This window comes from Dictyobacter formicarum (assembly GCF_016587435.1).
This window is the reverse complement of sequence record NZ_BNJJ01000008.1, coordinates 222686-247801: the sequence shown is the minus strand read 5'-3', so window position 1 is coordinate 247801 and position 25116 is coordinate 222686. Positions and strand designations below refer to the sequence as shown.

Genomic DNA, 25116 nt, shown 5'->3' with positions numbered 1-25116 from the left:
TGTTACGCTACTCTTCGTGGCTTAAGCCACTCAAAGGCAGTATCCGGCCGGTTATGATAACCCTTAACATAGAGAAAGCAAGCTTCTTCTGAGTGCATAGCATCTGGATCTCTGGGTCCGGTAGTAAGCAGTTCGGCAAAATACGCAGAGAAGAAAAAAGTGTTGAGAAAGGAATTCAAATCGTGTATTTTGATGCCGAAGTGCTTTCTGGCATAGGGAGCAAGGTCGTATAGATCAAAAGCCTGCGTACGACGGCTGGCATAAATAAACAAAAGCATAGTTTTAAATAACGCAATCCGTAAGACACTGTGTTGCTTGGCTGCTGTCCACTCATCCATCGTGGGCATGGTAAGAATTGTTATTGCCAGTTTGGAAAGGCAAAGCTGCGTATTGGTGGTAGTCAGAAGCCCGAATCTCTGACAATCAGCCAGCTTCTGCTTGAATCGTTTGGTACTTACCGAATAGCTTGAGCGAAACGCTGTGCCTCTGCCAGGCCAGGCACGCGGTTTGATAAAGTCCTGATAAGTCCAGACTTCACCGTATTCACGGGTCAAGTTCTCCAGGAGCTCAATGAGATATTCCAGAGAGTAATGTGGAAAGCTGGCAAGCTGTTTTTTGTCAGCGCTACTCATACGAAGGAAGTATGGCAGCACTGACAGAAAAAAGCTGTAAGCTCACCCCGCTTATACATAAACCTAGGGGGATGTTACTTATATATAGCTGCTGCTACTAGCAGTTATAGAGTAAAAACCAACACCATTAGCTTTTGGTTTTTGTGGATGAATAGCAAAGTATTACGAGAGCAAAAACGAAGGCCAATTATCTTTATGAATCAATGAAAACGTGCTACCTGGATATGTCGCAAAAAACTCGTCTGGTTGTTTTACTTTAGCACCACTACTCCATTTAAACTCAAAAGCGTGAAGTTTTCCACCAGTTTCTTCCAAATAATCAATTTCCTTTTGATCGTAAGTTCGCCAAAAGTAAGTATTCGGAAATTGACGATGGTTCTGGTTTCGCTTAAGTCGCTCAACCACACAAAAATTTTCCCAGAGTGCTCCGACGTCTGTTCGGATACGAAGCGGGTTAAAATTATTAATAAGCATATTGCGAATCCCCAGATCATAAAAATAGACCTTAAAAGCAGTGCCAATTTCTTTTCTGAGATTCCGGCTGAATGAACGAAGACGAAAAATAATAAAACATTGTTCTAACAGTTCAATATAAGTACGGACGGTATGGTGGTTTTCTTTCAGCAAGGTCGCAAGTTCAAAGTAGGAAACTTCATTCCCAAGCTGAAGAGCCAGGGCTTGTAAAAGATTAACGACAATATCAGCCCGCTTGAGTTCTTTAAATTTGAGAATATCCTTATAAAGGTATTTACTCGCAATATCATGCAATTCTTCCCGTGCTTCATCCTCTCCACTACTGGTAAAAACGCTGGGATAAAGACCCATCCGAAGGATGGTTTCTAGTCGTGCTTGTGCCATAACCATGTCATGAGCAGTCACGACTTCCTCAAGCGATAAGGGATACAAGGTATATTGTCGCGTTCTTCCGGTAAGTGGTTCTGAGATTGTTTGGGCAAGATCAAAACTGGATGATCCAGTGGCTAAAATCTGCAACTGTGGGAATGTATCTACCAAAATCTTCAAAATTTTGCCAATCCCGGGGATTTCTTGTGCTTCGTCTAATACGACAAAGCGCGCAGTCCCCAAAAAGGCTTTCAACAGCTCACTATTCGTAGAGGAGAGTGCTTGTTGATTCTGTAAAAGTTCACAGTTAATATATCGACTGCTATCAGAGTATTTTTCCAATAACATCTTGCTTAAAGTTGTTTTACCGGTTCTGCGAGCGCCATAAATAATAACAACTTTCCCTCGAAACAGGTTTGCTTCGATTTCTGACTGGATTGTTCGTGTGTAAATCATATAAATATTGGAGGTATACTTCCAATATTAAACGAAATTTCGGAAGTATGCAAGAAGCAATTAAGTCAATTACGATCCCCTGTTCGTATTCATGGGTATATGAGATAATATACTATATTTTATTAATTCGTATATTATGAAGAAAATTAATTTTGTGAGCTTATTAAAACAGTATAAATCCGGCTGGGTCGCAATTTCAGCGGACTTTAGTAAGGTCGTTATTTCAGGAAAATCGCTTAAAGAAGTGATGGAAAAGGTAAAAGGTATCAAGGAGAAAGTATACTATTTCCCAGCAGGTGAAGCATACGGTGACTTTGTGGGAACAAATCAACTATCTGCTTTATAACGATTCCTTATAACCCCCTTCCAGATATTAAAAGCAAAATTATTGTGGCCCCCATAGTGCCAGTTACTTTTGCTTACAAGGATCAGTCTTTTTCGACCTTTGCCCTAGTTGATTCCGGCGCTGCTGGTGCTGTTATTTCAACCGTTATTGCAGAAGCTCTGGGTATTGAGTGGGATAAGCTTCCGGTGTCGGGTGGATTTTCAGTTGGCGGCACTTTTCGCTCCCACGCTTTTAACCAGCTCACAGCAGAAGTATTCGATCATTCTTTCCCGCTTAGGGTCAATATTATTGAAGGAGTTGCACCGTACAAATGTATTCTTTCCACGAGCAGATCTCTTCCAGAGAGCAAAAATTACCTTTGAAGCATATAAACAGCAACTAAGCATTGATTTTCGAAAATATAACTAATCTTCTATATCGCTTTCAGAAAACCCCAGTTATGAAATCAACTCATGTACATTTTCTAGGTAATTCGTCCTAATTTTCTGCCTGTACATATACGTAGAATGGATGAGGTGATATATTTTCTTAAGCACAGTTAAAGCTCAACAAATATAGGCAGCTATAGCAATAGCAGGAGGCAAAATATGACTGTTCCACGTGCATTCATCAGTTTTGATTTTGACCACGATGAAAAATGGAGGAACCTCTTTGTCGGCCAGGGGCGACATCCCGATACACCATGGGAAATAGCAGATTGGTCTTCCAAATCTGCGTTGCCTCAAAGTCAATGGGAAAAGCTTATTGAAGATAAAATCAATAGATGCAACATGGTTATTGTATTAGTGGGTAGATATATGGCGAGTGCAACAGGAGTTGCAAAAGAAATCAAGATGGCAAAAGCTAACAACGTCCCTGTATTTGGTGTATATGTTGACGACGCTAATAGATCCAGTAATCTTCCCACAGGGCTTCCCTCAAACCGTGTGATTAAGTGGACTTGGCCTAATGTTACAGCCGCAGTAGACCAAATGATGCAGGAGGGAAAGAACGCAAGTACCCCAAAGTAGTAATAGACCATCGTGATAAAAGAGTTCTACCGAAGAGTACTTCAGCAAAGAGAAGCCAGGGCCAACGTAGCAAAAGCCATGTAGTACAGAAATCAAAGCAAAGATCATCTATCCGTCGATCAAAAGGCACACGAGATCAACCTTATTGGCGCAGTGTATGGAACTGGATAAAACAGTGGTAAGGTAAAATAATGGAGCAAAGGTCATCCAATCGCTCCGTTAAGCTAAAAACGGTATTCATACAGACGGACACTGCTTACAGCATCAAAGTCATAATAACTCAGAAGACCATCGGCTAGCTGTTGTAACGAATGATTTGTAAAGCAACTTCTTAGAAAGAATAATAGACAATATGCTACCTCGCCGTGCACTTATTATTGGAATTGATCATTATCTGTTACCTGGAAATGATCTTCAAGCTGCTGGTGCTGATGCCAAATCAGTAGCCTCTCTACTTGAGAAGCATGAAGACAACACTCCTAACTATGACTGTCGTCTCTTAGTCAATACTATGGAGAATGGGCAGCCTATTAGTCGAGCTGCATTACGCAAAGCATGCAAAGAATTGTTCTCTGACTTCAGGGGTGACGTTCTGTTCTATTTCTCTGGACATGGTGTTTTAACCTCAGATGGCGGATATATAGTAACTGCAGATGCCAGGGAAGATGATTGGGGTGTTCCGATGCAGGAAATAGTGAACCTCGCCGACAACTCAGTGGCTCATGACATTTTTATTATTCTGGATTGTTGCCACAGCGGTAATATAGGAAATTCAACGTTATTGAATTCTCAAAGGGACAGCCTCCCTCTTGCTGTTGTACGTGAGAATATGACGGTCATTGCAGCATCTCGTGCTTCTCAGCCAGCCATGGAAGGTAATGGACATGGCCGTTTCACTAGTGCTCTACTTGATGCATTGAATGGAGGCGCTGCCGATCATTTAGGATGGGTTACTGCTCCATCAATCTATGCATATGCTGAACGTCGCTTCGGTTCCTGGGAACAGCGACCGGTATATAAATCTCATACAACGACGGTAACTGTGGTTCGTCAATGTGCCCCGCTCATTGAACGCCTCAAGCTTCATGAACTCATGAAGCATTTTCCTCATCCAGATTATAAATATCGTCTCGATCCGGAATATGAACCAGAAGATGAACATGGTAACTTTCATGAACCTGTAAATCAGGAGAAATTTGCTATTTCTCAGTTATTTAAAGAATACCGCAATGCAGGCTTGCTAAAAGCTTCAATCCCAAACGAACATTTCTATTGGACAGCAAGACGATCACATACTGTTGAACTTACCCCACGAGGTCGAGAGTATTGGATGCTCGTAAAAAGCAATAAGATTTAGAAAAGAGTATAAATGAAAATTGGCATAACAGGACACCAACATCTGGGATCTGAGGCCACTATCACTTGGCTTTGGGATGTGGTAGACAAACTTATCCACCAATATCATGTCGATTTTGGCATAACATCTCTTGCTATTGGAGCAGATCAACTCTTTGCAGAAATTTTGAGGAAAGCTAATATTCCTTATATGGCAATCATTCCAAGTGATGATTATGAAACAACATTTCAGAATAGGAATGATCTTGCGCACTATCAAGGATTGATACGCACCGCTTCTACGCAGATAACACTGCCTTTTGAAAAGGCAAATGAAACAGCGTTTTATGAGGCTGGAAAACAGGTAGTACAGCGTTCTGATATGCTTTTTGCTATTTGGGATGGTCTTCCAGCAAAGGGATTGGGTGGAACAGGTGATATCGTGCAGTACGCTCTTTCAAATAAAAAACATATCGTGCATATAAATCCAATTACTCACAAGGTGAATATGCTCTAATATGACTACTGGGTGAAATTAAACAAACAGGGCTAAACAACCACAGCTTGACTTTCCAGTAGTAATGGAGAAATTTCGTACGCTTTGCTCTTGTCGTAGTAATATTCTCTAGTGAACAAGGGGGCACGAGGCCAATTTAGATACCTTCCGTAAGCGGATAGAGTGCTTTATAGATCTTCTGGGCAATTTCAGCGCCCGCAATTACTAAGCGGCCATTGAGCTTGGTTTCATAGTACGCATGGACTTCTGCCACCGACTCATCCAGTAGAGAAAAGCCTGAGGGGTCTTTCTTAAGGCGGTCTATTGCCTGAACCACCCGCTTTGCCCAATTCTCTCGTTTGCTCCAGACATATTCATCCACATCGGGTGGTTTGTAGAAACGATTGGGGTCAGTATTCTGTGCCCATTGCCGGTAATTGCTTGCTCCATGCAGTTCATACTGCACACAGACAAGCAGCATAAGGGCCTTATCAATGCCGTTAGCAACGTCATACAAACAGATAAATGCCTCCGGCTTGTCCGGTCGATACTCTTCTTTCTTGTGCTTTGATGAGCAAACTCGTCATAAGTTGATACAACAGCACATGCAGACAGAGTTCATAGCGTTTCGGATGAGGCTCCTGAAGTTTCTGAGCGATAAACTTTCTTGCTATCTCCAGCATATTACATATCCCATCACGATGATCGGCAATGTCCGTCAGCCTGCGGGCGATCTGGAGAACCAAGTAGTGATCAGTAAATGCTTGTATAGCGTCAGGGCTTATTTCCAGGTCTGTATACTGCCTTCGAAGCTCAGACAGCTTAGCCAGGTCATTCATGTGCCTCTCTTTCTGGATCTTTTTGTACGTGAGCAGTGCTGGCAGTATTTTCCATCCTCATAGTTTCCTGATTGTAATACAAGTCTGCGTTTCGTGACAGCTGCAATTATAGCAACGCAGGTGAAACAATATCTTGTCGTAGGAAACGCGAACAGCTATAATGCTTCGGGATACAGATGCTTCGGGCATTGCTGCTTTCACTATGGGAATAAAACAGAAGAAAATAAGGTCAAAGAGAAACTATTACAAACAGCTAAAACGACGAGCTTCTACACAAGAAATCAAAGCAGGTATCCCCTTGTCACCCGAAGATAGAATTACGTATGTCTACAAACAAGACGACAAATATAAAATTATTGATGTCACCGATGTATCGTATGAGATATTTCTCAACCAGAAATGGGTAACGATTCTCCGCTACGATAATGCGCATGGCTTTCATCGTCACCTCATAGGAAGCATCTCTCATCCAGAAGCAGACGTTGTCACCCCTCTGAATATCAGCGGGCAATCGGAGAGTTTACTCAGATGGGCAATCGAAGACATCAAGGTAAACTGGTGGTATCATCGGGCAGCGTATTTTAAGCGAAACAACCTGACCGATAGTTGACAGATGAATAGTGTTTCTATTACGCTACTATTACGGTATTATTATCGCTTATTGAATAAATGTGCTATACTATGACACCACTATGAGTAAGCAACAACAAGTAGAAAAAAATTTAGAGCTGGCAGAAAAGCTTGCTGATTATATTGTTGCACACCCTGAAGCAACAGGAAATTTACCAAAGAATGTGTCCTATGTTGCCTTCTCTGCAACGGATACAACCATCAATCAAGAAAATGAAAAGCTAATTGAAGGATTAAAAAAAGAGGGAAAAACGGTTATTAAAGCACAAGAAACAAAGGATGCAGAGAATCCCTGGAGATTGACTCCTGTTTTATAACTTCCATACGCATCAGGAAGGAAAGCTGTATGTAGACCTTCCATTACTAAAGGCCTTATACATTGTCTTGACACAAGGTAAAAGCATTAAGTACCATTATTGCTATCTGGAAAATAATATATATTTGGAGGTTTAGAATTCATGTCAAGCCTTAAAGAAGTCACATCACGCTTTGAGAAGGATATGTGGAATAGCTATAGCATTCCTTTGCAAAAGCATCACTATAACGCGCATATTTTTAGGCAATACATAGAAGATTATGGTGCAGTGCAAGCTGCCAAAAATTTAATAGAGTCTGATGATATCCCTTATGGCCTGACTAAGCTCTGTGACATCGGAAGGCTGGATCTTTCCGCTGAGGCTCTCATACTAAAGCCAGAATATAAGGACTTATTTACAACTGAACTGCGTAAGATCGCTCGGCAGAGGCTAAGAATTCATTATGAATATAAAGCTCCATGGGACACTGGAGAATAGAGAGCTTTTGGTTTATTCACTAACCATCAACCAATCTAAAAGTATTTTCATGGCCCAGTACGGCTATTTTTGACTATCCCCTGCTCTGTTAATCCTCCCCCTAAACTACAAGCCGCCCAAAATCTGCTCTTCCACACTTAATCATTCACTCACCCCCTTGACTATAAGCCGATCTGATGTATAATATGCTCAACATGAGCATGCAAGAACAAGAGATGAAACAACCAATACAAAGTACTTCAGCTAACGAAAGAAAACCTGTTGTATATAAACTTCATGGCACCGCCCGCATTGAAAATATCACTCATACAAAACAAGAAATCGGAACTAACATTGATATTTTAAGAAGCAGAATAAATGAAGTCCTTGATCCTGCTCCTGAAGTAGAACCAAACCCATATGTCACAGAACTGGAAAGCTATGCTTATGATGTATATAAACAACGATATGGAGAACCTAAATCTGGATTTCTAAAAAAACGAAAAAGAATATTAACTTCAAAGATTGGAACACCACAGGAACCAGACCAATATATAGTAGAATTTAATACTCGAATTGGAAAAAGAACTTCTAAAAAAAATAATGAGAAAAACAACGAAAATAAACTATTAGTAGATATATACACACAATATCTCAAAAAAAATATATCTCATTATGAAACATACAATGTAGATACGCCAGAATTAAGAGTATACTTATATGAAAACACAGGAAAAATAGCTAAAATTGCACTCGTACAACATTCTGCTGGAGATTCAAGTAATGTTCCTGATGCAGCTCACTTTGATTTTTCTCCATTTGTAATTGATGCTAATAATAAACATAAAAATATATATAGTGATCCAATTATTGCTGATTCCAGTAGAATGCAATCGGACGAAGAAAAAAAAGATCTAGATGATTTACTCCAAAAAGCAAGAAAAACAAGTTTTTCAAATTTATACTATTCAGGAGCAACAGCTGTAGTACTTGATCTTGGGGATGTAATGCATATGCCCCAAATTGAATTTTGGTCAGGAAGGTCGTTATTCTCAGAAAAACATAGCCTTAAACCCAAAACAATATATACGTTTGATCCTAATCAAGGTGATCATGGAAAATTTACATTATTAAAAATTAATGGATTAAATTATAGATATCAGAAAGAATATGTAGAAAAATTTCATCCCGACCTCGATTACTTCGTTAATTGCCTCAAAGGAATGCTGCATTTAATCCCAATAGACATCTCTGAACTGGAAAACAAAAAAGACTCCAATCCCCAAGCCCAAGCAGAACACCTCTCCCCTGAAATCTCCGCTGGGAAAGAAGACGAATACTCAAACGATACCCAAATCCTTGAAGGCCAACCCAAATTTGACCCGCAAACTCTCAGTAACAGTGGAGATCTGAACCCGCAATTATCTTATTCGGATAGAAACCCGAACGACACCATCACCGAAGCCCAAATCGAAGAAGAACTTAAAAAAATAGAAGAACAATACCCTTCCTACAGCCAAGGCTACACCGGCGCCCAATCACCTGCTTCCCAAGAATACAAAGGTCCAAACGCCTGGAAATACGACCACTAAAAAATCTCCTCACCTCACTCTCCACTTCTTGGCCTTCCGGTAGTAATTGAGAAAAAAACGTCGATCTTTAAAATCGTAAGTTACGGATGACGGAGTGGCCTTAATCCTTTTATCTCCTGCTGGGCATTGAATGTATAGTGTTCATACGGATTAATGTGTTCGTGCCTGGTTTACGGACAAATCTCGGTGATACCCTTATCTCAGAGGCTACTTTGGCTTAAAAGAGCTTGCGATGCCATCATATGCAGGAATACCAAATATGTATGCAATACTTGCTACCCCAAGTACAATAGTATCTATTCCGCCTACATGCTTGGTGATATAGGCAATGATCAATAAAATCAACGTCAATATGATGCTGAGTGCAGTCTTGCAAAAAGTTAATTCTGCAGTATTTAAACCAAAAAGACTCTTTACTTTAATTTGTATCTGCTCTGTTTTTAATTCTACTGCATTTACTCTAGTATAATTTGTTGTTACTTGCTCCACATGCTCTTCAGTTTTTCCGTTCTGGGATTGGCTAGTTTTGTCAACAACTGTCCGTTCAATCTGCTCTTGTGTTCTCTCCACCTGCTCCAATTCTTGATATAAAGGAATACGAGGGAGGTAGGAAATACGAACCGCCAGGATACACGCTTCGGCTTTCAGCGGTTTTACCAGAAAGGAAAATTCGATCAATTTAGATTTCTCAAGTTTTTTTACTTGTTTGGTTATATTTATGCTGAATTCCTCTTTTGTAAACAGCAACTCAACTTGAATAAGTGGTTCTTCTTCAGTTGCTAAAAACTTCAACATATCACCTTTATTTGAAGCTTCTTGCTCTTTCTTGGTTAGGGCAGGTAATTTACCATCCTCAGCGCTTATAGAAACTTTTAATTCTGAAGGTTGATTAATATATGTTCTTACCGGGTAGGTAATACGAAATTTTCTTTCAATCGTCTGAATCAGTTCTATGGCTATCGTTCGAGCGGATTTCTGATAAACTCGCTGAATAGCATCAAATACTCCCGAGTACTGATCTTCCTTTTGATGAATTTGGGGAGTTGGTGATATCGCTGGCGCTTTTGCTGAACTGGGGACATCGCTCGGTAATCTTAAAGCTTGCGGTAGTCTTAATGATGGAGTGTTTTCATTCAGTTGAACGCCTTGTTGGAGCGTAACTATGTGATTTATCCATACGGTAAAAAGAATGAGAAGTATAAAAAAAAGTATCGCTAAAAGAATTAAAAAAATCATAGTCCCACTCCTGGTTTTCTTGATACGCGGTTATATTCTTTACTATCGATATCAGCCTTCTAAAATACAGAGCCTGATATATTCAGGCAATTATAGGTGTAGAATAGATGGCAAAATAAACACACTATGCCCGTTCTCCTCAAGCAGTGCTGCGACCCGTTTTATGATTCATAAAATCCCTGGCTTTTGTGGCGTCTCACAAATATGAGACAGTGTAAGGAAAGATAGTACAATATAAGGATGGCTACTTTTTGAGCAGCCTCAGCGTTTCAAAGAAAGGAGAGCAGTATGACACCAGGCGAAGAAAAGTTAATGTGGCGCTGGTTTGATATCGAAAGGCTAGCGAAGGTCGCAGCCCAAAGGCGCTCGCTCTTGATCCGACTGCAAGTGCAAGAGATCCTTACTGGTGATCACTTCAGCAAAACCATCCCAAGAGTGCAAACCTCAATAACCACATTTGACGAGCAGCGTGCGGCAATCAAATACAATGCAGCAACCGAAATTGTTGGGAGTAAATGCTTACCAGCAGAAATCATACCGATTTACAAACAAGTGCGAGAAGAAATTCTCAGCCGTTACACGCAGGAGAAGCTGGAGGCCGTCTTTGAACAGATTCAAAGAGATGTAGCCTTTCGGCGGGAGCTGCGAGCCGAGTTTTTACAGCAAAAGAGAAGCAAATGAGGGCGGTCGAAGCAACCATAATCGTGTTTACTCTCGTATCAAGCACCCTATCTGTTTTCAAGTGAATGTGTATGTTATCCTTTTCAAAAGCGTTTTTGGTATATTCCCCTCACATTTTGCAATTTAGTCAGCGCATCTGTAACCAAGTTCCATTTTTATCTATACCATTACAGAATATGGCAGTATCCGTACAGTATGACCTTTTTCCCGCAGAAACCGAGCAACCTGCAAAAGTATTTTTGCAATCCGCGGCTTTTGTGGAGTTGCACACAGCAGTCCACCACCTCAAGAAAGGTTCGTTGTAATCGTTTGATATTTGCCTTTGGAGACAAAAGTCAGAATAATCAGTTGAGTTAAATTGGAGAAGGCCTCAAGGAGATCCTCTTAACACAACACGTGGTTCTTCAACGACTTTTGCTATTCTAAAATGGCAAGGCCAACAAACGCATTCATTCATTAAAAGGCTCTACAAATGAAACTTGTATGTTTCCAACAGACGGAATTTTACCTGTGTCATACGTTATCACTCTGCCACGTGTTTTGATATCAAATTTGGAGACAATCGGAGGACGAATTATGCGTGTCTTCCAGGTTACCGTCATATCTAATCGGAAATATTCCTGGCCTTCAATAATCAGCTCATTGGGTTGAAAGATCAATGACTTTGTTCTCTTGTAGGAACAGTTGTCCGGGACAATGACATGAGCTGGTACAGCCTGCATAGTCTCATTAATAAGTTTTTGCCTTATTCGCTCGTTCAATATCTTGAGCAGCAGTTGTTCACCGTTATAGAGCACGAAAGTTTCCTCAGTAAGGATACCTGGCTTGAAGATTTCGTCGGGTCGCAGCATAAATTCTGACTGTGAGTTTACATCCGTATTTAATAAAATATGAAAGTTTGCGAACACCGAGGTAGAAGTATCGAGTTCTTCAGTTGCGATGAGAAGTTCGATCCTTCCATCTTGGTTTGCCTGGGCTTCTGCATCTTTAGTAAAACTTTTGGCAATAAAGTAGCCTTTTTGTGCCCGCACAACCTCTACTTTCTTAGAGAAGACGATAATTTCATCCTTATCGACTTTTTTAGTCCAGTTCTTACACTCAAAAATAAAGATCGCTTTATATCCTTTGCCATAGTCGATAGTAATATAGATGTCGATTTCATGCTTTACGCCATTGATGACTACGATTTTCTTTGGCTCAATGGTGACGATTGCCTCTTTTGTCGCCGGATTAGCACCTAAAATACATGTTTCAATTAACTGGACAGCCTTTTCAAGGGCATCTCCTTTTACCTGTGATTTGGTCCGTGGCATTGTAAATTTTCCAATCATTCAGAACTAGTAATCTTCAATGTTGGGGTTAATATAATCCAACTCTAAGAGAGTAGAGCAGACATAAGTGCATACTGACGATAAATAGCATAACTTAATCTCAACCAAATGTGTCTGCAGAAGAATCATTATAAATTTTTATTAGTGTTCTTTCCTCATAACGAAGTTCATTCTCATTTAACCTATGTATCCTTTTATCTAATTCTTCAATATTAGTAAAGTCCATCAAGGCCCTTTTGTTGATTTTTCTCTCGCTTTTAGCAACAAAACTACCGAAAGTTTGAGACATGGCCTCCCATTCAAATCCTCTCAGTAGCGCCAGGAGTCCGGCAGCTGTTTTGATCATCTCAGCAACGTACTCTTTTACCTCCGCCTCCGACCCCCATGCTTTCCATTCATAAAGTATGTCAAGCAAGTTTTTCTCTGTGAGAAGCGTTCCGTCTTTTGCAGTAATTTTTATTCTATCAACACAAATCTCATTAAGTCTGTCTGTATCTTCTTTATTCAATAATAATTCTTCTATGACTTCTTTTTTCTCCTGCCTTTCAATTGCATGATTTACCCATCCGATAAGGTGGATCGAAGAAGAAAGTCTTTTTGTTGAGGTCAGAATCTCAGTTAAAAATGCTACTCGCTTATGTGGTGCAATTTGCTTCAGCACCTGATAACCAATATACTCTGCTTGGGAGTCTGAATCCAATAATCCGCGTTTCCTGTTTTTTACCCCATCGGAAAAGTCAAAAACACTGATAACCAAGTTTCCCCTTTGCTGGTCGGACAAGGTGTTTAGATGGTCGAGTAACCTATTGAGAACGAGCCGATGTTTACCTTCTTCTTGGAATCTTCTCAGGTTTTCTGTAAACGCAGCTCTATCGTTAATGGTTGCCAGCAAATCTTTCAGCTTTTTTTCTGAAAGTGTGCTTGATGAAATCGAAAGAGAAAAATATTTATCAAAAATATCTGTAGCACATACATACAGCTGTTTTCTCCAATATTGTTGTTGCTCATGACCGTAATAGTGGTTCGTATAAAGGCTATTCACCTGCGGAAACAGTTGCTTAATCAATTTACCAAGTCCATCAGAAGTTCCTTGAGGCGATTTTTCTGCAAGTATCTGTTCAAATACCCTTTTCCTCTCATTTCTATACTCGTTATGTCCAAAGGATACGTTATCTGTCGATGTAAACACCTGTTTTTCATCGGCCATAGCCATATAAACTTCCGGCGCAAATACTCTAATTACCTCGATCCCAAGAAAATCGATAGGGTTGACCTCTTCATGACCTATTATTTCCAGATCGAGTTGCATGCTGCTAATGTACCGTTTAATATCCCTGATGGTTGGAAAAAAGCTTTTAAAGCTAGAATAAAATAGATTCCTCCATCGTTCATTATCCCAATGCTTCTCATCAAATTCTTGTATTGTCTTTTCAATATCGCTGGTTAGTATATCGAACAAGTCCTGCGTATCTGGTTTTGGCAAAGTGAAGCTAACCTGTATTATTTTCTTGAGATATTCATCTCCTCTGATACCCTTCTCATTTATCCGCTCACATACTTTCCCTTTATCATAGGCAAGCAGAAAAATTGTATTTGCAAAGTTTGCTGTCATTTTCACCAGCTTAAAAACGAGTCTTGTTTCGTGGCTATCAAGTCGGTCAATATCATCAATGACGATAACTATTCGCTTGCCAAGTTCTTTAAGAAGCTTATTGATACTTTCCTTTTGTTTTTCCAAGGGGTCTTCGCCACCGAACTTATGGACATCTCCTAATTTAAAATTTACAATGCCAAGAGCTGAAAATTCCGGTGCAAGTGTTATTTCACTTTGCTTTAAAAGTTTTGATGCATATCCTTTTATTTTTTGCGCTCTCGTATCGCTTTCGTCAGTTTCTTTTAAAGCATCAATGAGAGAGTCAAAAAAATCTTTAATAAGCTCGTTTTGATCGGAGAAATTCCAAGGATTGAATTTTATTGATAATATTTTTGGTGTTCTCAAGTCATCTAAAATCATATTAATAAAAGAAGTCTTTCCTGATCCCCATTCCCCTTCAATGCCAATAACTAGGCTTTCATCGCCCTCAAATCGATTTATCACTCCTGCTATACGGCTAGCTAATGGATAACGATGAAGCAAATCTTTGTCTTTAGTTGAGATTGGATTATCTGGAATCACGGTTTCTATTTAACCTCTTCTCATATTTTGTTGCTTTATGAAGAAAATACGATATATCTGATTCTTAAAGTTTAGTTGTGCCTGAGACTCACTTTTCTATGATTGATAGAACCTTATTATGTATCAATATGAATGATTATGAAGAATATATCATTCTAACAACAATATGTACAGGATAAAAGAGAAGTTAGGACAAATTACCTAGAAGATGTATATGGAGACAGGCTGCTTTCGTAGCAAATTGCTTATTTTACCTTTTGGGTGCGTTTCCCAAAAATAGCCAGATATCTTTTTGATTTGCCTGAATATCCTTATGCTCTTGCGATTGCTTTATGCGATGAGTATAGGCAGGTGATCTATAAAGCATATATTGATCCACATCATTCTGCTCGGTCTCTGATACCCCCTGTAAAATCCTGATGGGCAAGGTGGCTCTGTGTTAGAGAAGTTCTCAACTGAAAAGCGAGATACTGTAGCGTAAATCTACGCCACCAATATGTTTTTATGAGCTTTTTATCTGTCATACTTCCCCGTCTTTTTTCTCAGACTTTTTGGCTGGCCCTCTCTCAAATACAAAACCGGGCCGTCTATGAAATTCCCAGTCTGGTTCATCTTTCTTCTCAACCTCATAGCCTGGTCGTCTATGAAATTCCCAGTCTGGTTTATTTCTGTAAAATTGCCTAGAATCAAATTCTCCATTTATATATCTTTTGAATTGATCCATCCCTTTTTCAAGCTCTATCATGGATAATAGTCTATCTTCCTTTTTATTCATATTTTTCACCTCCTTCCATAATAAGTTTCATAAGAATATTTTTCATAATTAATTTTTGCCACAAAAAACCTCCCTACTTGGGAGGTCTATTTACCACAAAAACTACAACCTCCCATTAAGAGTCAGTTGTAGTAGATGTTAATTTATTTTGTGTTTTCATAACGTATGAATACACTAGCACATCTATAGGATAATGTCAACTACTAATTTATTCTATTAGTTTCATGTACAGTTATCTCTATATAAGCTCTTTTATTGTTGATAATAGTACACCTCCTATGAGATATAAATTCGTTCTCTTAATTGTTGTGCTAAAGGTTAAAACTTATCCTGGCGATAGACAGATAAATAAGCAGATAAAGAGAACCTAAAAGTGCTCATCTTTTTGGAAACAAGAAAAGTGAGGAACTACGATGTCTCAGTACCATGCGGAGCAGGAACAGAATTGTAATATACCTCCTACATTGAATGATATCTACGAAGCAAAAGAAGTTATTAAGGATCATATTAATCAAACATTGCTTGACGAGTCAAATTTTATAAGGGAATCTTGTAATGCTAAAAGAGTACTACTCAAAACAGAGAATGTGCAAAAAACTGGTTCGTTTAAAATCCGTGGTGCGCTTAACAAACTTTCTCATTTGAGAGAAGAGCAAAAGGAGAGAGGAATAATCGCTGCATCAGCAGGAAATCACGCACAGGGGGTTGCTCTTGCCGCAAAAAAATTGAATATCAAACCCTGTACCATTTTTATGCCGGAAAATGCTCCCAAAGCTAAGCAAAAAGCGACAGAAAGCTATGGTGCTAAAACTGAGTTGCATGGAAATACATATGACAAAGCCGCATCGTTTGCAAGAAAACAAGCAAAAGATGAAAATAAAGAGTACATTGAGGCTTTTAATGATCGCTATGTGATTGCTGGACAAGGGACAATAGGACTAGAAATATTGGAGCAAGCCTCTAAAATTTTAGAACCAGGCTCTAATGTAGACACTATTCTCGTTCCAGTTGGTGGAGGTGGATTGATCTCTGGTATTGCTATTGCGGTCAAAGAACAGAGGCCAGAAATCAACGTTATTGGCGTTCAAGCAGCTCAATGTGCCGCGGCTAGAGCAGCATGGAATGAAATGGAGCCTGTCCTTCTTTCTCAAGGAGAAACTATTGCCGATGGTATTAAGGTGAGAAAAATTGGTCAAATTCCATTTGAAATCATGCACAAATATCTGGGAAAATACAGGTATGTAGATCAGATCATTACAGTTGATGAGATGCAGATTATTCGTGCTATGTTTCTGCTTCAAGAGCGATGTAAATTTGTAGTAGAAGGTGCTGGTGCTGTTGGTGTTGCCGCGCTTCTACACCTTGATTCGTTTCCAGAGCAGAAATCCTTTTTTGTAGAAAAGAACGTCGTTGTGGTGCTCTCCGGCGGTAATGTGGATATGGATAAGGTTGGCAATATGATCGAGACAGCCTTGATTCAAGAATGGCGAACCGCTGTTTTCAAAATTAACATGAAAGATAAACCTAATTCACTTTTAGCTTTACTAGAGAATGTTAATAAATCTCAGGCTAATATTCGTCATATTACACAAACCCATATTTTGCGTAGGTGGGCTAATCCTGAATTAGAATTAATCTTGACTTTAGAGACACGAGATCAAATTCATGCGTCGGATGTTTTCTCAAAATTAAAAAGCGTGGAGGACGTTTCAGATATAGAATTTATCCGTGCTCCTTTTCTGTTAGAATAAAACGCCTTTACGTGATTTAGCAAAAATTAATTATGATAATAACCTGGGCATCAGAAAGGGAAGCTGCAGGTATACCTACACCAGTAGCGAGTATGTAAGAATACGAACCATATGTCCCTTTTCCTTAAGATTTAATGCGACCTGAGACAGAAGTCGGCTGATTCGCGGCTTTTGTGGTGTCTCACAAATGAGGACTCCACCTTTGGGAAGGTTGTTTGCTATTGTCTGGTATTTATCTTTATTAACAAGCAGGGATGCTGGCACGAGAGCCATATTATCCAGCGTTGCCTGGTGCAGGGCTTTGGGCGGCTTTAGGATCGTATAGTTTCCGGATTTCTGTTTCAGAAACTTGTCTGTTCCAGTAGCTCCCTGACATCGGTCTCAGTCAGGTGCGTATAGAGCAGCGAGGTTTCGGCTTCCGGTCGTATCGGAAAGGTCATCCTGAAAAGAAAGCAAGAGCAGATTGTGAAAGAGCACACCTTCTGTGCTTTTTTTGCTGTGGGGAGGAAACGCTTTACCGAAATAAGCCCTTTTTACGTCTGACCGCTTGTTTGAGGAGACTGCCGGGTCGAAAGGCAGCTTGTCTCAGCGCTTTATATTCCACCGGTTGTTTGGTCTTGAAGTTGAGGCCTTTGCCGCCTTTGTGCTGGCGGGTGTAAAACGTGCCAAAGCCAAGAAAGGAGACTTCTTTGCCAGCTGCTAATTTTTCTTGCAGCCCCTCAAAAATTTCCGTGATGGCAGTGTCGTAGTGGCGCTGAGAGCGGCGATAGGTTTTCGCGAGGTGTTTAATAAAGTCTCTTTTGTTCATGACGAATTTAGCGTACACAAACGGCTGGTCGTTGTCAAGAGGCGGTTTGGCTACTGTGGGATAGTATCCTGTCTTAAAAAACGTTCGTTTTTTAAGGTTGCACAACACGTGAATTTAAGAGGAGCGGTAACAGAGTAGCAATGTGCTTTTGTATGGAGAATATGCATTGAACAGAGAATTCGCGGGCTAATTCTTATGGCATGCTGAGTTTATTAGAGAGATATGCTCTGAGTAGCGAGCTGAGGAAGCAAGGAAGGTGAACTATGGAGCAAAAGGCTTCATCTGAGAAGGAAGATAAGACCCGAATTGAGCGAATGATTGAAAAAATTAAGAAAAATCCGGTAATTGTCGTACTCACTTGCTTGGTTGCTCTCATAATAGGTTTCGATAATCTCACAGGAAGCCTTGGAAATATACCCGGCAATATTTCAAAACTGTGGCTTCATCCAACACCAACATCAGTTGATGTTGCGCTGATCTCAGATTCCTATCCGCGTTTTGGCTTTAACTTTCAACATCCTGCTAACTGGTTACGATATGATCCAACTAATAGCGATGGCGCCAGATATGTTGATCCAAATAATACAAAAGTAACAGTGTCGGGCTCTGGAGGCTATGCAGTAGCATACCCGTCAATGGAAGATGAAATTTCAGCCGAACTGAAAGATGCTCGATCACATCCTCATTATCACCTGCTACAAGACGAAACTCCTTCCGATATACAGATGACAACATTTATGCAAAATGGGGATAAGGAAGTACAAGAAATCCCTGGAGAGAGATTTGAGTACGAATACCAGATCAATGGAAAGCAAATGTCTTTTATGGAACAGGTCGCTCAAGCTGAAGACGGTAATATAATCTTTACTATTTTTTGTCAAGCCCCTTCTGATGTGTATAAAGCATATCGAAATCTCTTCCTCAAAATTGCATCAAGTCTGGAGGTTTATAATCAAGACGTGGCTCCTACGGCGACTCCTTTAAAGTAGTAAAGAGAGCAGAAGATCAATACCTAACTTGGAAAATGATTTTCGCATTTTGCACCGTTACCGTATAAGTTCACCTGATTCTTGTTACTTCCTTTGGAGGCTGGCGGTAGTTGTCTCAGAAAACGGTCGTTTGATAAGACAAGCACGCGGCGCCACTTTTGCACGCTGTACTAAAAACCGAGTACAGAGCCACAAAGCAGCTGTTGACGCGCTGTTTGACCTCTTGGCACCACCACCAGTGGGTTGTCTTAAAAAACCGTCTCACAAATCAAAATATCATTCTTGACAAGTGAGTGAGTTTCTGATACGTTTAACACATGACAACCCCGGAACAGAAGAAAAAGTTATTAAAAGCGAAGATCGCGGTGGCTCTGCATGATGAACTCGGCCGAGTTCCCAAAGCAGAAGAAATTGACCAGGTGTTTTTGCTGGCGCGGGTGTTGTACAAAGCTGTGTTAGGCTTACACTACCGACGCCGCGAGCAAAAAAAACAGGGGCAGTTGGCAATCTTCTAAAACTTCAGGCAGAATAAAGCTATGCTTATCGGTTATGCGCGAGTCTCCAAGAACGAACAAAACCTCGATTTACAACGTGACGCTCTCCTTAAAGCCGGCTGTCTGGAACAGGATATCTATACCGATAAGATCACTGGCACCAAAGCCGAACGCACTGGACTCACACAAGCGCTGACACATCTTCGCTCAGGCGATACCCTGGTGGTCTGGCGGCTGGACCGCTTAGGCCGATCGCTCAAGCATCTGATCGAAACCGTCACAAAACTGCAGGAACAAACCATTGCGTTCAAAAGCATTACCGAAAATATTGATACGACAACAGCCACTGGGCAGCTTGTGTTTCACATCTTCGGCGCTTTGGCTGAATTTGAACGAAACCTGATTAAAGAACGCACACTTGCCGGACTGGAAGCTGCCAGAGCACGGGGCAGGTCAGGGGGAAGACCGCAGCTTACAAGTGCATCGTCAAAAGTGACAATGGCCAAAAAACTCTATGCCGATAAAACAAATAGCATTGACGATATTTGTACCACCTTGCATATCTCCCGGGCAACCTTGTACCGTTATCTTAAGATGAAATGAATCCAGCGATAAAGAAGAGACAGTGATGATTGTAGCAGAGGCCTGGTAGAGGGCGCAGAAAAAAACGATGATACTGTACCTGTTCAGCGCGGGATCGTCAAACAGAACCATGTTCGTTATCCGGCTGACTTTTCCGCCGGGAAGATGCTTCGGACTCGCTAAAGCCAATAAAATCAACCACAGCATAGACATCACTGTCTCCCCTGCTCCTCAATGGCAACGTCACGTAATAATAAATATAGAGGCTGTACTTATCAAATGTTTTCTCTGCCGTATAATGATCCGTGGTTAATCCTTCCTTTTTATCCGGTGCGTTCAGACAGGTTAGCACATCAGTAATAGCAATGCTATAGAGGTTCTGATACTCCTGCGCATGCGGAAGAATAAATACGTTGTGTTTCGTAAACTGCTGCATGGTAGAGGGATTATATCATACGAGCATATTGACAAAAATGATGCGTCATTACACTTTCTCGCTAATGGACACAATAACAAAATTTGGCAAAAATTGGTTCATATAATCGGTGAAATTTTTGATTCTATTGAACCACTTGTAGCAGATCACAAGCGCGGAAGTCAAGCAGCTGGTTCGCATAATGGATTATTATGCGAAGCCAGGTACGCTCTCTGAGAATAGACTTACTCTTCACTTCGAGGTACTCCACCTGCGTTCTCCCGTCTGGAAATGAGGCAAAAACGAACAATCATGCAACAACAGGCAAGCGTATTTTAACTACTCATGGTCAAATCAAAGTATTTCTGCTTAATTTTTTCTGTTGGATGCATGCCATTTGCAATCTCTAGTAAATCGGCCTGAGTAAGTACAAGAATATATTTTTTATCCCTAAAAGCATTGCGTATTATATCACCAGCATCATGGTTTCTATCACCAGTTATACCATTTTTCGTCAGCAAAATGGAAAATGGTATATTTTTATCACTCATGATGGCACTTAATGTTCTTAACTCTGGCACTCCGATTGGGGCCCCCCAATTTTTACATTCAACAATAAAAGCTGCTGGTATACGTTGCCAAAAAGGATGGGTTGATTCGTTAGAGACCCATAAATCAATTTCTTCAGACACTCCTCGCTCGTCATGGCCAATAACTGTTAAACCATCAATGGCTCCTATCAAGAAGATACCTAAATATTCATAGGTTAATTTTTTCTCGTGATTTGTCTTTGCATTTTCCGCTTTCTCAATAAACACCTTAAATATTCTTTGTATGGTTTTATTCCAGGCATTATCTGCTATTTCCTCTGGTGAAAAAGCCTGATTTTGCTCTCGCTCTTTGGCTTCCAACAATAATTGTCGTTGACTGTTTATATATGGATAAAAATTCTGTTGGTATGGATATGTCCAATAGGAAAAGAATTGTTTCCCGTTTTCGTCTTTGGTATAGAAAGGAAAGGGCTCTGTAGCAGATTCTAGGAACTTTTTGATTTTCGCGACTAAGAAACTTCCTTCATAATCTGAACGAAATTTATCTTTCAGATCTTGTGGCAATACCGATAAACATTTACTCAACCATACTTGATAATCATAAGAAAGCTGTCTTATTGCCTCTTGCGGCAGCCCGATTGTTTCTCCTTGCTGTATTTGGCTTGCTGTTTCTTCTAATTTTTTACTTTCAGCTATTAACATATCCCAATCAGCCATCAGTTTCTCCTATGAACTGCAAATGCTTATTTACATTACCATATAATAAAATATAATCAGATATATTTATGTGAACAATATTTATAGCCTTATTTCCTCAATGGAAAATAATTGCCATCTAAGCTTTCTATGACGGTAAATTCATATAAGATTGCAAATATTTACAAAAACCTTTATATATAAATCTGTATCAGCAGGTGGGGAGCAAACAAATATGACCAGCTGATCATCAGGAGTTACGAGGAAGAAAAGCTTATGTTAATGCAACAATATTAACCAGGAATACTCAAAGTGTTGCGTTTGGAGCAGAATAACTCACACTTGTTTATTATTTTGCTCGATTTTACTTAGTTCAATAATAAATTCCGCATATTCGTTATAGCCTTCCAAAAAGGCATCTATTTCTGCCTGGTTCATCTTATAAGTACTTTTTTGAGAATTAGACACAGACGGAGTGATTGTCGTTAATAAATACTCTGCCTCAGCATAATCTCCAACTATGGACTGATCTATAGTTTCTTTTTTCACTGTTTTCAGCGCATGTTCAATAACAGCAAATTCTAATTCACCTAAAGCTGTATTATATGGATCAATAAGTTTTAATACGTTTTCAGTTGAAATTTCTTCTCCATGTATGGTTCTATTAGCAACGCCAATGATATCCTTCAAAGCAGATGCCAGCGGTTTTTCAATTATGCCGTCCTTTGTCAGGCTGTCCACAATAAAACTAAGACTTCTGTTTCTTTTGTGTTGTATACTTTCAGGCATATAAATATTAAAAAGTAATCTAAGTTGTTTCTCTAGCTCTATTCTCATCTTGGCAAGCGCAAGTTGCGGGTCTGACTCCGCAAAATCTTTCAAATTTATTATATCTTCATTCTCTGTCTTCTCTGCTTTTTGAGGGATGTCATTAACTTTCCTTTTAATCTCATTAATTTCTTCAGTAGTAACCTCTGCTTCAAATTCTCCATATTTAAATTTCCACGTTTTTATTAAAGGAAGGTAAGGAAGAATAAAAAGCAGTACAAGCAAAAAAAGAGTGAGAGTATCTATCTTAAATAAGCTATCGAATCTTCCATGAATTACAATGATAACTAATATTAACAGCGTATATGCATAATATTTATGCTTTTTCAAGAAATCGAGTGATAACTTCAATCGATACATGTATCATTCCTCGCTTGGTTTTTTACCAATCGCTAGTATATAGATATCCATATTTTAGCTGTTTTGTTTTCCATAGCGGAAGCCTCCCTATTTAAAACGTATAAATATATTATGTATAAAATGGAAAATTACCACGATCCTTTCCGCTCTCTATTGAAACTTATCTGGCATAATAAAACAAAAACCTGTTAATGACCTCGATTTTGTAGAGTTATTCCGATATAATAAATACGTTTGTATGGGCAATCCTATAGATTATTCCTCCGTAGACTTTAAAGTTCTCCTATTAGATCGTTCTGTCAAACGGTTAATCCATCTTGCGCTAAAGCATCCTGACTGGACTGTTTCTGAAGTAGCAGCGCATTATTCTTTTAAATATAAAATGCATGGCAGAAGATACCAAAGACAAAGAAATTTTAGTTATAAAGAAGTTTCTGTTATTCTTCAAAGGTTAAATTTGGCAACTCCCAGTCAGAGAAGGCTTCATCTCCCTGAAACAGATGAACATGAAAACATTAAACAGGAGCCTATTTCTGATTTTACCGATTATAGTACTGCTGATCTGACTACTCTTCTCTCTAATAAATATGTCCAGAAACTTCTTGCGACAGCAGAATTACATCCCGATTGGAAGGTTTATGAACTGGTATCCTGGATAAGCCTTAATACAAGAAGATATACTGCAACTCTTACCCATGCTTATGAGCAAGCTTCTTTGATCCTGGCGCGTCTTAACATGGCCACCCCCAAGCAGCGACAATTGCGATTATCAAATATCGATGAATGGGAGACATCCAACGAGTCTAGGAGACAATTTCTTGCAAATGCCTTTCCTGATTTCTTACTTTATTTAAAAGCTCGAAAAAATTTTCATAAGTTCTATCAAAGTGATTTTCAATATAACGGTAGTTTGTTGACAGTGGGCCAAGAGTGATAAAATGCGGGGAGAGGAGGCATGTGAGATGACAAAACGACGAGCTATCCCGACGGCGCCCGAGCCACTGGAAACCTACGCCAGACACTTTGATGAGCTGTTTGGAAAGAGCAACCAGCGGGAAGGGTTTCGGCAGTATCTGGAAGGCTTGCTGTTGCCCTCGGAGCGCAACAAGACGCTGACCGGGTTGGTGAACACCGAGCCACTGGTCGGAGCGCAGTTGCCGCGTGCCCAAAAGTTGCAATGGTTTCTCTCCGAAGCGGATTGGGATGCGCGCCAGGTGCAGGGGGTGCGGCTCAAGCTGCTGCGCGAAGATCCCGCAACAGCGCCCAATGCGCAGGGAGTGTTGGTCATCGATGAGACTGGTGATCGGAAGGACGGTGACAAAACGGCACATGTGGCGCGTCAGTATCTGGGAAATAGAGGCAAGATCGAGAATGGGGTCGTTTCCGTGACCAGCCTGTGGGCCGACGAACGAGTCTATTACCCGTTGGAGGTGGAGCCATACACGCCGGAGGGTTGCTTTGCCAAAGGCAAGAACGATCCGGTGTTTCGCACCAAGCTGAAGATCGCCTTCGAACAGGTAAAGCAAGCCACGCAGGAGGGCATTCTTTTTCGTGCGGTGGTGGCGGACAACTTCTACGGGGAGGATCGCGGCTTGAAACGCGGGCTGCGCGAGTTGAATGTGCCGTATGTCATGGCGCTTAAACCCTCCCATGCGTGGTACCATCCTGAGGAGGTGGCAGGGACGCTGCAGGACGTGGCGCAGGAGGCCGGTTGGGTAAGCCCTGAGCAACCGGGGAAGTGGGTGCGCATCGTCAGACGCTTTCGCGATGGGAGTACGCAGGAGTGGTGGGCTGTGGAGATTGTCTCTGGACCTTATGGCCCTGACAAGAAAGAGCGTGCCATTGTGGCGAGCACCGATCCCAAGACGCTCCCCGACCTCTCCACCTGGTACCTGGTCACCAATCTGCCCGCCCCAACTGAACGCCCGGGAAGGGAGATGCCGTTCTCGCCCGCCAGCCTGGAAGAGGTGCTCCGCCTGTATGGGCTGCGCATGTGGGTCGAGCAAAGCTACAAACACGTCAAACACGCCCTCGGCTGGTCTCAGTACCAGGTGCGCAGCGATCAAGCCATCCAACGACATTGGCAACTGGTGTGCTGTGCCTTCTCGTTCTGCTGGTATCACGCCAGCCACCCCTGCGTTCCCAGCCCGGCAGACCAGCTGCTCACGCCAGCGGAGCCGGATCTCTCCTCTGAGAGGGATGTTCCTCCAGAGCGAGGGCAAATGGGGAAAAAAAATCAGCAAGCGCACAAGCATGAGGCCGCAGGTGTCCTGGCCTATGGCACTGCGAGCGGTACGGGCATGGTTGGAACCCTGGATCATGTTGCGGCGTTACTGGAACGGCTGGTCGTCACTGCCCCCTCCTCCTGCTCTCCAGAGCCTTCTTCGTCAACTTGAACAGGGTCAGGCTATCGCTCTCTACAACTCTTCCTGACCCTTGTCAACAAAGTACCGATAAAGAACAGAAAAAACCAGTTTATAATCAAACTGGG

General features: G+C 40.9%; 28 protein-coding genes. 16 read left to right on the top strand and 12 right to left on the bottom strand.

Annotation, left to right across the window (positions count from 1 at the left end):
- Nucleotides 1–2: 2 nt before the first annotated feature.
- The gene (locus JMI88_RS15920; protein ID WP_201362914.1) at nucleotides 3–632 is read right to left on the bottom strand and encodes a hypothetical protein; all 630 of its coding nucleotides are present in this window, start codon (nucleotides 630–632) and stop codon (nucleotides 3–5) included.
- A 162-nt stretch (nucleotides 633–794) separates the two neighbouring features.
- Nucleotides 795–1931 (bottom strand): ATP-binding protein, encoded by a 1137-nt coding sequence (locus JMI88_RS15915; RefSeq protein ID WP_201362913.1) that lies wholly within the window; start codon nucleotides 1929–1931, stop codon nucleotides 795–797.
- A 154-nt stretch (nucleotides 1932–2085) separates the two neighbouring features.
- Here JMI88_RS15915 and JMI88_RS15910 point away from each other — a divergent pair, with 154 nt between their 5' ends.
- The 5 genes from JMI88_RS15910 to JMI88_RS15890 all read left to right on the top strand — a co-directional run bounded on the left by JMI88_RS15910 (nucleotide 2086) and on the right by JMI88_RS15890 (nucleotide 5139).
- Entirely contained in the window at nucleotides 2086–2277 is a 192-nt protein-coding gene (locus JMI88_RS15910) for a hypothetical protein (RefSeq protein WP_201362912.1), read from the top strand.
- A gap of 44 nt (nucleotides 2278–2321) precedes the next feature.
- Nucleotides 2322–2639, top strand: a complete 318-nt coding sequence (locus JMI88_RS15905) for a pepsin/retropepsin-like aspartic protease family protein (protein WP_201362911.1) — start codon at nucleotides 2322–2324, stop codon at nucleotides 2637–2639.
- A 225-nt stretch (nucleotides 2640–2864) separates the two neighbouring features.
- The gene (locus JMI88_RS15900) at nucleotides 2865–3287 is read left to right on the top strand and encodes a TIR domain-containing protein (RefSeq protein ID WP_201362910.1); all 423 of its coding nucleotides are present in this window, start codon (nucleotides 2865–2867) and stop codon (nucleotides 3285–3287) included.
- Nucleotides 3288–3639: 352 nt separating this feature from the next.
- Nucleotides 3640–4644, top strand: a complete 1005-nt coding sequence (locus JMI88_RS15895) for a caspase family protein (protein ID WP_201362909.1) — start codon at nucleotides 3640–3642, stop codon at nucleotides 4642–4644.
- Nucleotides 4645–4656: 12 nt separating this feature from the next.
- Nucleotides 4657–5139, top strand: coding sequence for a hypothetical protein (locus JMI88_RS15890; protein ID WP_201362908.1), 483 nt, complete (start codon nucleotides 4657–4659; stop codon nucleotides 5137–5139).
- Nucleotides 5140–5275: 136 nt separating this feature from the next.
- Here the strand turns inward: JMI88_RS15890 and JMI88_RS15885 are convergent, their stop codons facing one another.
- Both JMI88_RS15885 and JMI88_RS15880 read right to left on the bottom strand, forming a co-directional pair.
- Complete coding sequence (locus JMI88_RS15885; RefSeq protein WP_201362907.1) at nucleotides 5276–5635, bottom strand: hypothetical protein; 360 nt, start codon at nucleotides 5633–5635, stop codon at nucleotides 5276–5278.
- Complete coding sequence (locus JMI88_RS15880; RefSeq protein ID WP_201362906.1) at nucleotides 5628–5957, bottom strand: hypothetical protein; 330 nt, start codon at nucleotides 5955–5957, stop codon at nucleotides 5628–5630. Before JMI88_RS15880 ends, JMI88_RS15885 begins: the two co-directional genes overlap by 8 nt.
- Nucleotides 5958–6117: 160 nt before the next feature.
- Here JMI88_RS15880 and JMI88_RS15875 point away from each other — a divergent pair, with 160 nt between their 5' ends.
- From JMI88_RS15875 to JMI88_RS15860, 4 genes are all read left to right on the top strand, one after another.
- Nucleotides 6118–6567, top strand: a complete 450-nt coding sequence (locus JMI88_RS15875; protein ID WP_201362905.1) for a DUF7718 family protein — start codon at nucleotides 6118–6120, stop codon at nucleotides 6565–6567.
- An 82-nt stretch (nucleotides 6568–6649) separates the two neighbouring features.
- On the top strand, nucleotides 6650–6904 hold the full coding sequence (locus JMI88_RS15870; protein ID WP_201362904.1) for a DUF5647 family protein: 255 nt from the start codon (nucleotides 6650–6652) through the stop codon (nucleotides 6902–6904).
- A 141-nt stretch (nucleotides 6905–7045) separates the two neighbouring features.
- Nucleotides 7046–7381, top strand: a complete 336-nt coding sequence (locus JMI88_RS15865) for a hypothetical protein (protein WP_201362903.1) — start codon at nucleotides 7046–7048, stop codon at nucleotides 7379–7381.
- A 215-nt stretch (nucleotides 7382–7596) separates the two neighbouring features.
- On the top strand, nucleotides 7597–8952 hold the full coding sequence (locus JMI88_RS15860) for a hypothetical protein (protein ID WP_201362902.1): 1356 nt from the start codon (nucleotides 7597–7599) through the stop codon (nucleotides 8950–8952).
- 207 nt (nucleotides 8953–9159) lie between these two features.
- On the opposite strand, the gene JMI88_RS15855 is transcribed toward JMI88_RS15860, so the two are convergent.
- Nucleotides 9160–10188 (bottom strand): hypothetical protein, encoded by a 1029-nt coding sequence (locus JMI88_RS15855; RefSeq protein WP_201362901.1) that lies wholly within the window; start codon nucleotides 10186–10188, stop codon nucleotides 9160–9162.
- 288 nt (nucleotides 10189–10476) lie between these two features.
- Here JMI88_RS15855 and JMI88_RS15850 point away from each other — a divergent pair, with 288 nt between their 5' ends.
- On the top strand, nucleotides 10477–10869 hold the full coding sequence (locus JMI88_RS15850) for a hypothetical protein (RefSeq protein WP_201362900.1): 393 nt from the start codon (nucleotides 10477–10479) through the stop codon (nucleotides 10867–10869).
- Between the two features lie 449 nt (nucleotides 10870–11318).
- Here JMI88_RS15850 and JMI88_RS15845 read toward each other — a convergent pair whose 3' ends face one another.
- The 3 genes from JMI88_RS15845 to JMI88_RS15835 form a co-directional block, all read right to left on the bottom strand.
- Nucleotides 11319–12200 (bottom strand): restriction endonuclease, encoded by an 882-nt coding sequence (locus tag JMI88_RS15845; protein WP_201362899.1) that lies wholly within the window; start codon nucleotides 12198–12200, stop codon nucleotides 11319–11321.
- A 100-nt stretch (nucleotides 12201–12300) separates the two neighbouring features.
- Nucleotides 12301–14376 carry a KAP family P-loop NTPase fold protein gene (locus JMI88_RS15840; RefSeq protein ID WP_201362898.1) on the bottom strand — a complete coding sequence of 692 codons (2076 nt, stop codon included), beginning with the start codon at nucleotides 14374–14376 and terminating at the stop codon, nucleotides 12301–12303.
- 520 nt (nucleotides 14377–14896) lie between these two features.
- Nucleotides 14897–15151, bottom strand: a complete 255-nt coding sequence (locus JMI88_RS15835; RefSeq protein WP_201362897.1) for a hypothetical protein — start codon at nucleotides 15149–15151, stop codon at nucleotides 14897–14899.
- A 413-nt stretch (nucleotides 15152–15564) separates the two neighbouring features.
- On the opposite strand from JMI88_RS15835, the gene ilvA reads away from it, so the two are divergent.
- Nucleotides 15565–16902 carry a threonine ammonia-lyase gene (gene ilvA, locus JMI88_RS15830; protein ID WP_201362896.1) on the top strand — a complete coding sequence of 446 codons (1338 nt, stop codon included), beginning with the start codon at nucleotides 15565–15567 and terminating at the stop codon, nucleotides 16900–16902.
- A gap of 514 nt (nucleotides 16903–17416) precedes the next feature.
- Here the strand turns inward: ilvA and JMI88_RS15825 are convergent.
- Nucleotides 17417–17728: an HU family DNA-binding protein gene (locus JMI88_RS15825; protein ID WP_201362895.1), complete on the bottom strand. Its 312-nt coding sequence runs from the start codon at nucleotides 17726–17728 to the stop codon at nucleotides 17417–17419.
- 245 nt (nucleotides 17729–17973) lie between these two features.
- Here JMI88_RS15825 and JMI88_RS15820 point away from each other — a divergent pair, with 245 nt between their 5' ends.
- From JMI88_RS15820 to JMI88_RS15810, 3 genes are all read left to right on the top strand, one after another.
- Nucleotides 17974–18699 (top strand): hypothetical protein, encoded by a 726-nt coding sequence (locus JMI88_RS15820; protein WP_201362894.1) that lies wholly within the window; start codon nucleotides 17974–17976, stop codon nucleotides 18697–18699.
- A 317-nt stretch (nucleotides 18700–19016) separates the two neighbouring features.
- Nucleotides 19017–19214 carry a hypothetical protein gene (locus JMI88_RS15815; RefSeq protein ID WP_201362893.1) on the top strand — a complete coding sequence of 66 codons (198 nt, stop codon included), beginning with the start codon at nucleotides 19017–19019 and terminating at the stop codon, nucleotides 19212–19214.
- Between the two features lie 21 nt (nucleotides 19215–19235).
- The gene (locus JMI88_RS15810; protein ID WP_201362892.1) at nucleotides 19236–19796 is read left to right on the top strand and encodes a recombinase family protein; all 561 of its coding nucleotides are present in this window, start codon (nucleotides 19236–19238) and stop codon (nucleotides 19794–19796) included.
- A 97-nt stretch (nucleotides 19797–19893) separates the two neighbouring features.
- Here JMI88_RS15810 and JMI88_RS15805 read toward each other — a convergent pair whose 3' ends face one another.
- The 3 genes from JMI88_RS15805 to JMI88_RS15795 all read right to left on the bottom strand — a co-directional run bounded on the left by JMI88_RS15805 (nucleotide 19894) and on the right by JMI88_RS15795 (nucleotide 22625).
- Nucleotides 19894–20211: a hypothetical protein gene (locus JMI88_RS15805; protein WP_201362891.1), complete on the bottom strand. Its 318-nt coding sequence runs from the start codon at nucleotides 20209–20211 to the stop codon at nucleotides 19894–19896.
- 314 nt (nucleotides 20212–20525) lie between these two features.
- Nucleotides 20526–21458: a restriction endonuclease gene (locus JMI88_RS15800; RefSeq protein WP_201362890.1), complete on the bottom strand. Its 933-nt coding sequence runs from the start codon at nucleotides 21456–21458 to the stop codon at nucleotides 20526–20528.
- Nucleotides 21459–21773: 315 nt separating this feature from the next.
- Nucleotides 21774–22625 (bottom strand): hypothetical protein, encoded by an 852-nt coding sequence (locus JMI88_RS15795; protein WP_201362889.1) that lies wholly within the window; start codon nucleotides 22623–22625, stop codon nucleotides 21774–21776.
- 238 nt (nucleotides 22626–22863) lie between these two features.
- On the opposite strand from JMI88_RS15795, the gene JMI88_RS15790 reads away from it, so the two are divergent.
- Nucleotides 22864–23559 carry a hypothetical protein gene (locus tag JMI88_RS15790; protein ID WP_201362888.1) on the top strand — a complete coding sequence of 232 codons (696 nt, stop codon included), beginning with the start codon at nucleotides 22864–22866 and terminating at the stop codon, nucleotides 23557–23559.
- Between the two features lie 28 nt (nucleotides 23560–23587).
- Nucleotides 23588–25021 carry an IS701 family transposase gene (locus JMI88_RS15785; protein ID WP_201362887.1) on the top strand — a complete coding sequence of 478 codons (1434 nt, stop codon included), beginning with the start codon at nucleotides 23588–23590 and terminating at the stop codon, nucleotides 25019–25021.
- Nucleotides 25022–25116 lie beyond the last annotated feature (95 nt).